Here is a 13,727-nt window from a genome sequence, read left to right as displayed (position 1 = left end):
CGCATGGTCTCCCGAAAAATGAAAGACCATGCTAACGCGTCAGCGGTTGAGCGAACAGAGGAAACGTCTTGTTTTTTAGGCCGGTTTTTTCGGTGTGAACCTCAACAGTCGGTTCGCGTTCGCCACCACAGTGATGGACGACAGAGCCATCGCCGCGCCCGCAATCACCGGGCTGAGCAACGTACCGGTCAGCGGATACAGCACGCCGGCGGCCACGGGTATCCCAATCACGTTGTAGATAAAGGCGCCGAGCAGGTTCTGTTTCATATTGCGCAGGGTGGCCTGAGACATCGCCAGTGCATCGGCAACGCCGTGCAGGCTGGGGCGCATCAGGGTAATTGCGGCGGTTTCAATAGCCACATCGCTGCCACCGCCCATTGCGATGCCGACGTCCGCCTGTGCCAGCGCGGGAGCATCGTTAATGCCATCGCCAATCATTGCCACCTGCTGGCCTTTGGCCTGCAAGGCTTTGATGGCATCAGCTTTGCCTTCCGGCCGCACACCGGCAATCACCGTATCGATACCGGCCTGTGCAGCGATGGCCTGCGCGGTGCGCGGGTTGTCGCCGGTCAGCATCACCAGCTGATAACCGAACTGATGCAGACGCTGCAAGGCGCTGACGCTGTCCTCGCGCAGCGGATCTCGCAGGGCGAACAGCGCAGCAAGGTGCCCGTCAACCGCCAGCAGAACCGGCGTTGCGCCTTGCGCGGTCATTGCATTGAGCAACGCGTCGGTAACCTGAACGTCAATGCCGTTTTCCTGCATCAGCGCCTGATTGCCAAGCAGCAGCATTTTGCCTTCCGTTTCACCCCGCAGACCCAGACCGCCGAGCGTGCGGAAGTTCTGCACGTCGGGAATGGCCTGATCTTGCGCTTTTTCGACAATGGCCTGCGCCAGCGGGTGATGCGATCCCTGTTCCAGCGCGGCAGCAAAGCGCAGCGCCTGAGGCTCGCTGATATCACCAAACGTATGAATATCTGTCACTTTCGGCTGGCCTTCGGTCAGCGTGCCGGTTTTGTCGAAAACCAGCGTGGAGAGGGTACTGGCTTTTTGCAGCGCATCGGCATCGCGTACCAGCACGCCAAATTCCGCCGCGCGGCCCACACCCGCAGTAATCGACATCGGCGTTGCCAGTCCCAGTGCGCAAGGGCAGGCGATGATAAGCACCGTGGTCACAATCACCAGCGTATACATCAGCTGTGGCTGAGGGCCAAAGAAATACCAGACAGCACCGCTGAACAGCGCAATCAGCACCACCGCAGGCACGAAAACCGCAGAGATTTTGTCGGCCAGTTTGCCGATTTCCGGTTTACTGCTTTGCGCCTCGCGCACCAGCTTGATGATGCGCGACAGGGTGGTTTGGCTGCCAATGGCGTCTGCACGAAACAGCACGCTGCCATCTTTTACCAGCGTACCCGCATGCACTTTTTCACCCTGCGATTTCTGCCGCGGAACCGGTTCACCGGTCAGCATGGCCTCATCCATCCAGGCTTCGCCGCTTTGAATTTCACCGTCAACCGGCACACGATCGCCGGTGGTCAGGCGCAGCGTCATGCCCTGCTGAACCTCGGCCAGCGGCAGGTTTTTTTCACCCTGCGCGGTGACCACGCGGGCCGTGGGCGGCGTGAGATCCAGCAAACGCTCAAGCGCCTGAGACGAACGCTGGCGTCCGCGTTGCTCCAGCGCATGGCCGAGATTGATCAGGCCGATAATCATGACGCTGGCTTCAAAGTAAAGGTGGCGGGCCTGCATCGGGAACGCCTCCGGCCACAGGCAGACGGCGAAGGAGAATATCCACGCCGCGCCGGTGCCGAGCGACACCAGCGTGTCCATATTGGCGCTGCCGTGCATCAGGCTTCTCCACGCGCTGCGGTAAAAATGCCCGCCCGCGACAACCATGATCACCAGCGTCAGAATGCCGACGATTAACCAGCCAGTCTGGCTGGCGTCGGTGACCATCATTTCACCGCCAAGCAGCCCCCACAGCATCAGTGGAATACCGGCGGCCAGACCGAGAGCGGCCTGCCAGCTGAAACGGATCATACTGCTGCGCGCGGTCTGTTGCTGGCGCTCGCGGCGTTTGGTTTCATCAATAATAATTTCAGCGCCGTAACCTGCGTGTTCAACGGCGGCAATCAGCGCTGCCTGATCAACGTCACCGCTGACCAGCGCACTGCGTTCCGCCAGATTGACCCGCGCCCGTTCGACGCCGCTGACGCCTTCCAGCGCCTTCTGCACTTTACTGACGCAGCTGGCGCAGCTCATGCCGCTGAGTAACAGCTGCACGCTCTCATCGGATGCCGGAACAGATGACGCCGCCGCTGACAGGGGTTCCGGCAAAATGTTCGCCTTATCGGTCAGCGGCTCAGATTTTGGGGAGGCGTCCTCCACAACCTGCGCTTCATAACCGGCGTTAACAACGGCATCGACCAGGCTCTGGCTGCTGGCATCGCCTTTGACGATGGCTTTATCCAGAGAGACTTCAACGGCAGTAGTGCCTTCCACAGCTTCCAGCGCTTTACGCGTTGAAGCCACGCAGTGCCCGCAGGACAAGCCTTGCAGCGATAATACGGTCGTCGTCATGATGAATTTCCTCAGGGTTAACTTCACTAAGGACAGAGGATAAACCTTCCAGCAAGGGGAAGGTCAAGCCTGCATTTTTCGCTTTCGCGTTCTTGTTCATTAACAGTTTATTTAGGAATCTCCCTCTCTGATGGATTATCGTTATCTACCTAACTATATAACGGTGGGTAATAAGGGAAAGATAATGGCAAAGATGCAAACAACGTTTCTGCTGATGGCCGGTTTGCTGGTGGCACAGTCCACACAGGCGGCGGAGGATTTTCGTGTGACGTACGCCGGTTCGATGGGCGTGGTAATGGATAAATTTCTGGGTCCAGATTTTGCAAAGCAAAAAAATGTGAATTATCAGGGACAGGGGCAGGGCGCTTACGGCATGGCAAATCTGCTGGCGTCTAAAAAAGTGGTGGCAGATGTTTTCGTTTCTATCACGCTGGGGCCGGTTGAAATCCTGCAAAAAGCCGGGCTTGCCGGGCAGGCTGTTCCGGTTGCCAGCACCAGCATGGTGATCGCCTACAACCCGAAAGGCAAATACGCCGAAAAATTTACCGCGATTAAAGACGGTAAAGCGGGCGCAGAGCCGTGGTGGAAAGTGTTACAGACGCCGGGGCTGCAATTCGGTCGTACCGATCCGGTCAGTGATCCGCAGGGGCAGAACATCATTTTCACCCTGATGCTGGCGGAAAATTATTACAAACAACCGGGGCTGGAAAAAGCGGTGCTGGGGGATGTGCAAAATCCTAAACAGATTTCCGGTGAAGGCGGATTACTGACCCGCCTGGAAGCGGGGCAGGTTGATGCGGCCTCAGGTTACGAAAGTGCCACTATTTCTGCTCACTTGCCGTACATCAAATTGCCGGATGAAATTAACCTCAGTAATCCGCAGATGTCGAAAGACTGGTACAGCAAGGTCACTTTCAACGTGAAAGACGCGACCGGAAAAGAGAAAACCCTGAGCACGCAACCGCTGGTCTTCTACGCCGTGGTGCTGAACAACGCCCCGCACCCTGAACTGGCCAAAGAGTTCATCCGCTACCTGCAAAGCGCGGAGGCGCAGCAGCTGTTTAAACAAAATGGCTATGACAAACCGAAAGGCGGAAACCTCTAAGTTGCGCGCGTCAGGTCTGGCGGTTCCCGCGCTGGCGTTGCTGCTGGTGCCGTTTATTACGCTGTTGTTCCTGACGCCGTGGTCGGATTTTCATCTGGCTTACGGCGACAGCCACGCGGTGGCGGTGTCTCTCGGGCTCAGTCTGGTGTCGGTAGGGCTGATTATTCTGCTCGGACTTCCGGTGGCTTACTGGCTGGCAAAAACTGCATCGCGCTGGCGTGTTCTGGTGGAAATGCTGGTGTTGATCCCGCTGCTGACGCCACCGCTGGCGATGGGGATTTTGCTGGTGTCGGTGTACGGACCTTACGGCTCGGTGGGTGAAATACTGTCTGCCATCGGCTTGACCCTCAATAATAATGCGCCAGCCTTTGTGTTGGCGCAGATTTATGGCGCGTTACCCTATTTCATTTTATCCGCCAGAGGTGCGCTGGAAGCCGTGCCGAAAGATGTCGAAGAAGCCGGGAATACGCTCGGTGCCTCACCGTTTCAGGTTTTGGTTCGCCTGACATTGCCGCTGGCCTCACGTGGAATTGCCGCTGGCGTGGCGATAGCCTGGGTGCGTGCCATCGGGGAGTTTGGCATCGTGATGGTGTTCTGCTATTTCCCGCAGGGCATTCCGGTCAAAATGTTTATCAACCTGCAAAACGACGGCGTGACGTCGGTCTATTCCCTGTTGTGGATCCTGCTGATTGTCACCTTGCCGCTGCCAATGTGGCTGCTTCTGCGCACTAAAAAACAGGCCATTCATTACCGCTGATTTCTGCGAATGGGCATACCAGGCGTATGATGGTGACCTGTTGCGCAAAAACCAGCACGTCGTGGAGGCGAAATGAATATCAGTGATGTGGCAAAAAAAACCGGGCTGACCAGCAAAGCGATTCGTTTTTACGAAGAGAAGGGGCTGGTGACCGCGCCGATGCGTGGTAATAACGGCTATCGCCGCTATGCGCAAAAACACATTGAAGAGCTGACGCTGCTGCGACAGGCGCGGCAGGTCGGGTTCACGCTGGATGAGTGTCAGGAGTTGATCGCGTTATTTCATAACCCGGAGCGGCACAGTGCGGATGTGAAAGCGAGGACGCTGGAAAAGGCCGCAGATATTGCGCGGCACATTGAAGAACTGAACGTGATGCGCCAGCGTCTGCTGACGCTGGCGGAATCCTGTCCGGGTGACGACGGCGCCAGTTGCCCGATTATCGACAACCTCAGCGGCTGCTGCCACACCCGTTAGCGGCGGTGAGGCTCCACGCGCAGCGTCGCGCCTTCCACGCCGGTGATCATCACTTCGTCACCGACGTTGAGCGGCGAAGTACACACCGCGCGCCAGCTGCTGTCACCGACTTTTACACGGGTGAAGTGATTCTCCGCAGGCTCAATGACGGTGGCATAGGTACCGACCATCTGCTGCCCGCGCTGGTTTAATGAAGCATTGGCGCTGTTTTTATCCATGCGCTGGTTGAGCCATTTCCACCACAGCCAGGCTGCGATAACGGTGAGCAGTGCAAAAGCCACACCTTGCCATTCCCACGGCAGGGGCAGGATCCAGGTGATTAACCCTACCAGCGCGGCTGCCACGCCGCTCCACAGTAAATAACCGCTCGCCCCGACCAGCTCAGCCGCCAGTAACAGACCGCCGAGCGACAGCCAGAACAGATGCGGCGTAGCCATCAGGTTTTGCAGCATTATTTTTCGCCTTTTGATTCTTTCAGTAATTCAGCGATACCACCAATCGAGCCCATCAGGCTGCTGGCATCCAGCGGCATCATGATCACTTTGCTGTTGTTGGCAGAACCGATTTTTGTCAGTGCGTCGGTGTATTTCTGTGCCACAAAGTAATTGATGGCATGGACGCTGCCGGCAGCGATGGCTTCTGACACCATTTTGGTCGCCTGGGCTTCGGCTTCTGCCGCACGTTCACGGGCTTCGGCCTGCAGGAACGCTGACTGCCGCTCACCTTCCGCTTTAAGGATCTGCGACTGTTTTTCACCTTCAGCCCGCAGGATCGCCGACTGGCGCACACCTTCGGCTTCAAGAATATCGGCGCGTTTCGTACGTTCGGCTTTCATCTGCGCGTTCATGGCAGAAATAAGCTCTGCCGGTGGACGCACGTCGCGAATTTCGATACGGGTAATTTTCACGCCCCACGGATTAGTCGCTTCATCGACGATATGCAGCAAACGTGCGTTGATGTTGTCGCGTTGTGACAGCATCTCATCGAGCTCCATTGAGCCGAGTACGGTACGGAAGTTTGTCATTGTGAGGTTCACAATGGCCTGCTCCAGGTTGCTGACTTCATAGGCTGCGCGCGCCGGGTCGATCACCTGAATAAAGCAGACGGCGTCGATGGCGACATTGGCGTTATCGCGGGAAATCACTTCCTGAGACGGAATATCCAGTACCTGTTCCATCATGTTGATCCGGCGACCAACGCGATCAACGAAAGGCACCACCAGGTTCAGCCCCGGCATCAACGTTTTGGTGTAACGCCCGAAACGTTCGACGGTCCACTGGTAGCCCTGCGGCACGATTTTGATGCCGGCAAAAACCACCAGCACGGCAAGGACGATCAGGATAAGGATTGGAATGGGAATGAGATCAAACATAGATGAAACTCCTGTAAATTGAGTCCTGAATATTCCGGCTGGAACATCCCGATAAAATATCTCCCTGGCGCACTCACCAAACGGTCAGGCGCATGGCGAATTGTCGCACAATTCAATAAGGCTTCGTATTAATAAAGAAGATCGCTGTGAATGAACATAATGAAAAGGCCGCGAAAAATCGGCGGCCTTTGAAGAGTGCTGATGTCATAAAGCAGGGTGAATTTCTGCTTCCTCTGTCATCAGAAACTGTATTTCACCTGAGCCATGCCTTCCTGATACTGATATCCCTGCTGATGGCTGCCGGTGTAACTGAGTGTTGCCCGCAGATTCGGTGTAAGTTTCACGTCAACGCCAGCGGAATACTCCGCAATATCACGGCCTAACGTATTGCCGGAAACAGTGAATGGCGTGCCGTCATTGCTGTAGACCTGACTGTCGTTGTCATTCATCAATTCCCTGCGGTAGGTCAGGTTCAGATTCGGAGTGACTTCTTTGCCCGCAACAACATAGGTGTTGGAAACGCTGACGCCGATGTTCGGCTGCACGCTGGTGTAGCGATCGGCGTCACCGCGAACTTTCATCTTGCCGATGACTGAATCGAACATTTCATTATTCGCTGACATGCTTTCATCAAAGCCAGAATAATAAACGTTCAGGCCTTCTATGCCGATTTGAGGAACGATGCTCATGTCACCCAACGTCAGCGGTAAGCTGGCGCTGAGGGCCGTGGTTATCGCCTCGGCGGACACTGAGCTTTTTCCTTCGCCCAGAGAGATGCCGCTGCGGGTGACCTGACGTGTGGTATCGGTAGGGGAGTGCGTATATCCCAGCGAGCCGGACAGCACGATGTCACTTAATTTTTCGGATGCAAACACATTCACGGCGTAGCGACTGGCAGAAGAAGAGGCGCCGTCGGATGAGAGGTCATAATCCGAGTAATCGACAGAGACGCCCACGCGGGTGGCCTGACTCTCAATATATCCGCCGATAGAAATGCCATTGATATCCGCACTCAGGCCGGAACTGCCGGAACCCTTGCTGGTGTGCGGCATAATCCACATCGCATCGTCACTGAAGCATTGCCCGGACATATCGCAGCCCGATTTAACGAACGGATTTAATGCCCAGTCCACCTGGTGCAGGCTCCATTGCGTAGATTTCTGCAAGCCGATAGCCATCAGTTGCGGGTCATAGGCGTGAATATTCGACGGACGCACGACAAACCTTGGCTGCGGCTTAACATCATCAGTTGGATCGGCAGGGATAACCGGATCAGCAGGGTCAATAGGGTCAATCGGGTCGACAGGGATAACCGGATCAGCGGGGTCAATCGGGTCGACCGGATTAACAGGGTCTACAGGATCAACCGGGTTAACAGGGGTAACCGGATCAACCGGGTTAACAGGATTAACAGGGTTAACCGGGTTTACAGGATTGACCGGGTTAACAGGATTGACCGGGTTCGCCACTGTCGTCAGGGTCACGCCGTTGGCCGCATAAGTCAGCGACTGACTCATCACGTCGTTGCCCACCTGAAGGTTATCGGCAAACACACCGGTGACGCCGCCCGCGGCGGTCAGAATTTCATACGCCTGTTCAGTGTATGTGCCTGGTGCGAAGAGCGTTTGCAGGTGTCCGGCAAGTTCTGCCATCCCCGTAACGGCAAGTTTTGAAGCACCCAGCAGGGGATCGATATCGATGAACAACGTCGCATCCGCCGTCTGGGTGTATTTGCCTTTAACGTTGAAGGTTTTCCCTGCACCCGCCGGGCGTACAAGGCCGCTGTTAGAGACATTTCCACCGACCGTGCCGTAACCATGCAGTGTGCCGAAAGGATTAACCTCTATATTTCCGGCTAACTGCGCGCTGGCATGCAGGGCATCACCCACCACCAGCGTGCCGTCTTCAACCACTGTTTTTTGGTTGAACGTATTCACCGCATTGAGAACGACGCTGCCCGTGCCTTGTTTAACCAGGCTGCCGGATGTGCCGCTGATGGCGTTATTGAGGATCAGGTTTTCATCGCTGGCGAACCCCAGGTTCCCGCCGGTCATTTTAATTTTGCCACCGGTTAAGGAGTCGGCATTCGTGAATACCAAATCGCCGGCTTTAATCTCCAGTTCATTCATATAGAGATGATTGTTACCGCTTAATGTGAGTTTGCGGGTTCCTTCTTTAATAATCTTCCCAGCCCCCTGACTCTCCATGCTGGCTGACAATGAGGTGTCCATTTCCGGCAACAGACGTAAAGTACTTTTGTTTTGTATATAAATTTTGCCGGTAAAGGCCGATGTATCGCCAAGTAACCCTACGGAATGACTGCCCGCAATAGTGAGTATCCCTTTGCCCGTCAATGAGCCAAAAATGCGGAACATAATGTTAAATGCGGTGTTGTTTCCCACTAACGTTCCGCTACTGGCGACATTAATGTCACTACGAAGTTTTGCCCCGCCTCCGCCACCATTGCCGTTCGTGCCTGAAGCGATGATACCGCCATCGAGTACCAGTGTTTTTGAAGGTCCGGATGTTTGATCCACATCTCGCAACTCGAGGGTGGTTCCGTTTCCGACCGTGAAGGAGCCGGTGCTATGACTTAGCAGACTGTTGTTAGCGTTCCATTCCAGTTTACTTTTATTGAACGTGATATCGCCGTCATCAAAAGCGGATGCGTCTAACCTCGTCAGCGTATTATTGACAGTAAGGTGATGGCCGTTTAGCCGGTAAGAGCCAATAGTTGCTCTGTCCGATGTCCCGTAGAGGGTCATCGCACTGTCATTTTGAAGGTTAATCCCCCCAATGCTGACAGCTCCGGAGTGCGTATTAAGCAAACTGCCAGAATCCAGGGTGAGGGTGTTTTCAATACTGTGGCCATACAGATCGAGCACCGCATCTTTCGCGATGGTCACGGCATTCGTCTTCAGACCAAAGGCATGGCTGCCATTGAGCCGCGTTTTCCCGGCGGTTAACAACGTCTCTCCGCTGAAGGTATTTTCCCCGGCCACAATGAGCGTACCCAGCCCCATTTTGTTCAGGTGAATATGGGAACCGGAAATAGAACTGTTCAGTGTGGTATCTGAATTAACCAGAAGATTCAGCGTGGAATCGCTTTGAGTTTGCGAGGAAGTTATTTTTGACAGTGTGCTGCTTTTCTCAATATTCAGGGAAGCAGTATGGCCGTTCAGATCCAGAACGCCGCCATCTTCTAACATTACGTGTGCTTTGCCGCCAATCGCCTCATCAACGCCCATTTTCAGGGTCATGTCACTTTTTGCTGAAGCTATATTGCTGGCGTTAAAACCACGCACGTTGACCATGCCTTCCAGATCAGAGGCATGGTTGAGGGTGATAATACCGCCCTGGTTATCTTGCGCATCAATGCTGAGATCGCTGTTTTTATCCAGAGCGCTGTTTACCAGCACATTACCGGTACCTGAGAAGTAATAGCCGTTTTGGGCGGCAATCAGCGGCTGGTCGATCGTCAGCGTCTCGCCTGCCAGCGCACCCAGCGCTAACTGCTGGAAATTGCTGAGGTCGTAACCAAAACGTTGCGCCTGATCGATGTTGATCATCCCGGCAGAATCGTGGGAGATATTTGAGATGAATTTCGAACCTGCGATCGCGCCGTAACCCACGCTCAGGGTGCCATTGCCAAGGGAATCATCAAAATCACCGATAAGGGTAATTCCGCGCCGCAAATCAATGTCGCCCACCCAGTTGGCGTTGTGACTTTCTATACGAACAATGCCGCTGCTTTCCCCGTTCCCCAGGAACAGCGAGTCTCCCGTTGTGAGGTTGCCTTTGATGCCGACTTCGCCATCACCGCCGCCCAGATAGAATGTGTCAGCGCCCGCAGTCAGGTTTTGCCCGAAAGTACCCAGCGACAAATAGCCGCTGCTGCCGATATACAACTCATCCTTCAGGCTCTTCATATCAGCGGCAGAGGTGATTGAACCGCTCAGCGCCAGCACGCCACGGGATGCGGCAGAAATGGTGTTTAAAATGGAAGCAATGCTGCCGGCGTTGTTGCCTGCATCGAGCACGCCGGTTTTTTCGATGATCCAGCCGTCACGCTGCGTACCCAGGCTGGCGAGAGTGTTGACGATCACGCGGCCTTCTGAAATCAGGCTGCTTCCGGTGAGCGCATTGATGCCGGTGAGAAAAAGGGTGCCTGCACCTTCTTTGATAATCCGGCCTTGCCCGCTTAAATCGGCATTGATTTGTACCCTGAATTTGTCATCAGGCGTCACGCGCAGGGTTGAGTTTTTGGTGGTTAAATTCACGCTGCCGTCTAAATAAGCGCCTTCAAGCACGCCCTGAGCATCGCTGCTCGTCTCACCACGGGAATCGACGATCAGAGTCGATTTATCATCAAGCACAAAACGTCCGCGTGCCGTGGCGTTGCGGGCTACGGTGAAACTGGCATCAGTAAGATTGACCAGGCTGTCGCCCAGATCAAAGCTGGCTTTCTCATACTGGGTCGGATCGATATATCCACCGGCATGCAGCGTCAGCGCGCCCTGAACCGCCAGATTACCGGAGGTGATATCCATCCCGCCGCGTGTATCGATATAGCCTTTCAGTGTCCAGGAAGAATCTTTCGTCGCTGGCGCATACACCAGATGCAGCAGCCCGTCGCTCAGTGAGCCGCCGTCGACGAAGTTCCCGAGGAACGTTTTTGGTCCGCTACCGGTGAAGGTGAAGGTGGACTGCGCGCCGGATTTGGTGGCGGCAATGGTTGCGCCGTTGTCCATGTGGATAATGTCATTCCAGCTCAGCGACTGACCGTAGAGATCAAGGATCCCGCCGCGCGTGCCGAAGCCAACCTGCGTCCCCACCAGCTGATCGGCGGCACCCAGCCGGACGATAGCCCGTCCGCTGCCGATATGCAGGGTTTTCAGCGCGGAACCGCCCACGCGTTGCAGAATAGTCAGGCCGTCGCCAACATTTAATCCGGCCTGATTATTCCCGTTACCGGCAATGATCAGCGTGCCATCGCCAATTTTACGCCAGATATCGCCGACGCCGCCGGTAAGTAAACTGGTGACGACCGCACCCGCGTTGATAATATAGCCCGCGCTGTTTAACCGGCGGTTATTATCGCCGCCGTCGGAAAGAATGTAATCTGAATTAAAGGTTATCGATCCCGCACCTAAATTCAGATTTTTTTCCGTGAGCTGGATAGTGCCGCCCGCGCCACCAAATATAAGGTTCTTGTTACTTTTGAAGTCATTATTGACCAATGCGGAAGCGGCGATATCTGTGCGTATTCCGTGGTAAAGAATATCGTTACCATTGAGCGTCAGATAACCTTCGCCACTTTTACTGTCTTGTGCGCCTGCGTAAATAATATCCGAGCTATTTAACGTGCTAATCGCCGCATCGTTAAAGCTTTCCATGGTGTCCAGCGTCCACTGCGGGGCTGTCCTGAAAAAACTCGTCTTTCCGTAGCCTTTCGTGCCGCCGCCAGCCGAGTTGATCGCCACCAATTTCCAGCTCTGAGATTTTGTATCCCATCCCCATACGCCACTGCCACTGTCACCGCCCAGAGTGCCGACATCAAGAGCGGTCTTCTGCGCTTCTGTCAGCGTTATTCTTAGGTTGTATACCTGGCCGTTAAGGCTCACGGTTTCGATGATGTTTGTGCCGCCTGCCATTGGCCCATAACCCAGATCTTGAATCGTATTTTTGTCCAGCGCAACGGCAAAAGTCCCGCCACCCACACGGGCAATAACAAGTCCTTTTTTTATTTGCGACGTATCGGTAAATAATTCTGAAGGGGCCGCATCGGTCACGAGGGTGCGCAAACGTGTAATTTTATAATCGTCAGTTGTCTCCACATCATAAGCGCGTTTGGTCACCTCGTTCATTAAGGTGTAGCTTTCGGCTTTCTCGGCACCGCTGAAAAGGGTGGCATCTAATTGCTGGAATCGTTTGCCGAAAGTGAGATTGTCCGTATAACCAACATGGACAGCAGAGGGGGCGACCTGTGCAGAGATGAGCGTTGAAAAACCGCCATCAGCATTCGAACTGAAATCAGGGATAACGTTAAGCGTACCACTCATGGAACCGTCAATATGATAGACCGGAACGTTAACTGCGCCGGGGAAAAATACGCCACGGTTCTCCGCGTAATCCCGGTAAACCTGAACATTGATATCATCACGCATTAAGGCAGCTGACGCATCACTAATTTGCCCCATGAATAATATTGAAGAAATCAATCCTTTTTTAAACTTCATATAACAAACTCCATGTAAATAATATTACTCATGCTCGATGGATAATAACGGTTTTATTGAATTGTTTTTGTTGACGATTATTTTCAGGTTATGCGTTGATCGTTTAATTATTTTGCGAATAACATCTGTCTTCGATGTTTTTAGGGCGGCGAGAATATCACGTGATTGTAAGGATGTATTCTTCTTTAAGAGAAAATAAATACATTCACATATCAAATTAAAAACGCTGAATATATTTTATATTGTGATGGGATATGTAACTTCTTCTTAATACGTGGAAATAAAAAAGCCGGCGCAAGGCCGGCATTTTTAAATTAAAATTCTGATGAATCAGTAAAGCAAGGAATATAACTGACGTCGATATTTCGCAGCCAGGGCATCACCGGTGCCAAGTGCGGCCAGGATATCCATCAGCGTTTTACGCGCCGCGCCGTTAGCCGCGGCTAAATCTTTCTTCAGCGGCGCCATCAGCAGTTCCAGCGCTTCTTCGTTACGGCCAACCTGATGCAGTTGCAGGCTGAGTTTAACAATGAGCTCTGCATTATCAGGATCCTGCGACAGCTCCTGCTGAAGTTGCTGAATCTCAGGGGTATCCGCTGCCTGTTTGAGCAGCTCAATCTGCGCGACCAGCCCCTGATAGCGGGAATCTTTGTCCTGCAACGGAATGGTGGCCAGTACGGCCTCAGCGTCATCACTACGGTTGAGATGAATGTGCGTTTCTGCCAGCAACAGGCCGATATCACTGCGCTGATTGCTCAGCTGCCAGGCTTCTTTGAGCAGGGGCAGGGCTTCAGCCGCATTGCCTGCCTGCAACAGTTCCTGTGCCTGAGCCAGCTTCAGCTCTTCTTCTTTCGGCAAAACTTTTTGCAGCAGTTCGCGGATCACGTCTTCCGGCTGCGGGCCCTGGAAACCATCAACCGGCTGACCGTCTTTAAACAGGTAAACCGCCGGAATCGAACGCAGACCAAACTGCTGAGCGACCATTTGCTGCACATCGCAATCGACCTTCGCCAGAATCAGCTGACCGGCATATTCCACCGCCAGTTTGTCGAGAATCGGCCCGAGTTGCAGGCAATGCTGACTGCGTTCTGACCAGAAATAGAACATCACCGGCACAGACATGGATTGCTCCAGTGCCTGTTGCAGGTTTGTTTCGTCAATATCAATAATCGTAGGTTGTGCAAGCATGAATTCGTT

The 13,727-nt window shown here is 54.0% G+C and carries 8 protein-coding genes; 3 read left to right on the top strand and 5 right to left on the bottom strand.

The window, feature by feature from the left end; genetic code table 11:
* Window positions 1–75 precede the first annotated feature (75 nt).
* On the bottom strand, window positions 76–2,583 hold the full coding sequence (gene copA / locus ACO0U8_RS05645) for a copper-exporting P-type ATPase CopA (RefSeq protein WP_421670435.1): 2,508 nt from the start codon (window positions 2,581–2,583) through the stop codon (window positions 76–78).
* 184 nt (window positions 2,584–2,767) lie between these two features.
* Between copA and ACO0U8_RS05640 the strand changes: the two genes are divergently transcribed.
* From ACO0U8_RS05640 to cueR, 3 genes are all read left to right on the top strand, one after another.
* Window positions 2,768–3,688 (top strand): extracellular solute-binding protein, encoded by a 921-nt coding sequence (locus tag ACO0U8_RS05640; protein WP_421670434.1) that lies wholly within the window; start codon window positions 2,768–2,770, stop codon window positions 3,686–3,688.
* Window positions 3,660–4,445: a molybdate ABC transporter permease subunit gene (locus tag ACO0U8_RS05635; protein ID WP_414071467.1), complete on the top strand. Its 786-nt coding sequence runs from the start codon at window positions 3,660–3,662 to the stop codon at window positions 4,443–4,445. Before ACO0U8_RS05640 ends, ACO0U8_RS05635 begins: the two co-directional genes overlap by 29 nt.
* A 72-nt stretch (window positions 4,446–4,517) precedes the next feature.
* A complete protein-coding gene (cueR, locus tag ACO0U8_RS05630; protein ID WP_414071466.1) occupies window positions 4,518–4,919 on the top strand; it encodes a Cu(I)-responsive transcriptional regulator in 402 nt (133 codons plus the stop codon).
* Here the strand turns inward: cueR and ACO0U8_RS05625 are convergent.
* From ACO0U8_RS05625 to ACO0U8_RS05610, 4 genes are all read right to left on the bottom strand, one after another.
* Window positions 4,916–5,371, bottom strand: coding sequence for an NfeD family protein (locus tag ACO0U8_RS05625; protein ID WP_217204976.1), 456 nt, complete (start codon window positions 5,369–5,371; stop codon window positions 4,916–4,918). The genes cueR and ACO0U8_RS05625 overlap by 4 nt on opposite strands.
* Window positions 5,371–6,291: an SPFH domain-containing protein gene (locus tag ACO0U8_RS05620; RefSeq protein WP_056771239.1), complete on the bottom strand. Its 921-nt coding sequence runs from the start codon at window positions 6,289–6,291 to the stop codon at window positions 5,371–5,373. Before ACO0U8_RS05620 ends, ACO0U8_RS05625 begins: the two co-directional genes overlap by 1 nt.
* A gap of 239 nt (window positions 6,292–6,530) precedes the next feature.
* Window positions 6,531–12,458 (bottom strand): S6 family peptidase, encoded by a 5,928-nt coding sequence (locus tag ACO0U8_RS05615; RefSeq protein WP_421670433.1) that lies wholly within the window; start codon window positions 12,456–12,458, stop codon window positions 6,531–6,533.
* Window positions 12,459–12,860: 402 nt separating this feature from the next.
* Entirely contained in the window at window positions 12,861–13,718 is an 858-nt protein-coding gene (locus ACO0U8_RS05610) for a tetratricopeptide repeat protein (protein ID WP_421670432.1), read from the bottom strand.
* Window positions 13,719–13,727 lie beyond the last annotated feature (9 nt).

This window comes from Rahnella sp. EDr1-12 (genome assembly GCF_049206505.1).
Classification (GTDB): domain Bacteria; phylum Pseudomonadota; class Gammaproteobacteria; order Enterobacterales; family Enterobacteriaceae; genus Rahnella; species Rahnella rivi.
Note: the sequence above shows the minus strand (reverse complement) of the source record. Positions and strands in the feature narration are given on the sequence as shown.

Excerpts from the sequence above, each read along its gene's own strand:
- copA (WP_421670435.1), bottom strand. The coding sequence starts at position 2,583 with ATGACGACGACCGTATTATCGCTGCAAGGCTTGTCCTGCGGGCACTGC.
- ACO0U8_RS05640 (WP_421670434.1), top strand. The coding sequence starts at position 2,768 with ATGGCAAAGATGCAAACAACGTTTCTGCTGATGGCCGGTTTGCTGGTG.
- ACO0U8_RS05635 (WP_414071467.1), top strand. The coding sequence starts at position 3,660 with ATGACAAACCGAAAGGCGGAAACCTCTAAGTTGCGCGCGTCAGGTCTG.
- cueR (WP_414071466.1), top strand. The coding sequence starts at position 4,518 with ATGAATATCAGTGATGTGGCAAAAAAAACCGGGCTGACCAGCAAAGCG.
- ACO0U8_RS05625 (WP_217204976.1), bottom strand. The coding sequence starts at position 5,371 with ATGCTGCAAAACCTGATGGCTACGCCGCATCTGTTCTGGCTGTCGCTC.
- ACO0U8_RS05620 (WP_056771239.1), bottom strand. The coding sequence starts at position 6,291 with ATGTTTGATCTCATTCCCATTCCAATCCTTATCCTGATCGTCCTTGCC.
- ACO0U8_RS05615 (WP_421670433.1), bottom strand. The coding sequence starts at position 12,458 with ATGCGTGATGATATCAATGTTCAGGTTTACCGGGATTACGCGGAGAAC.
- ACO0U8_RS05610 (WP_421670432.1), bottom strand. The coding sequence starts at position 13,718 with ATGCTTGCACAACCTACGATTATTGATATTGACGAAACAAACCTGCAA.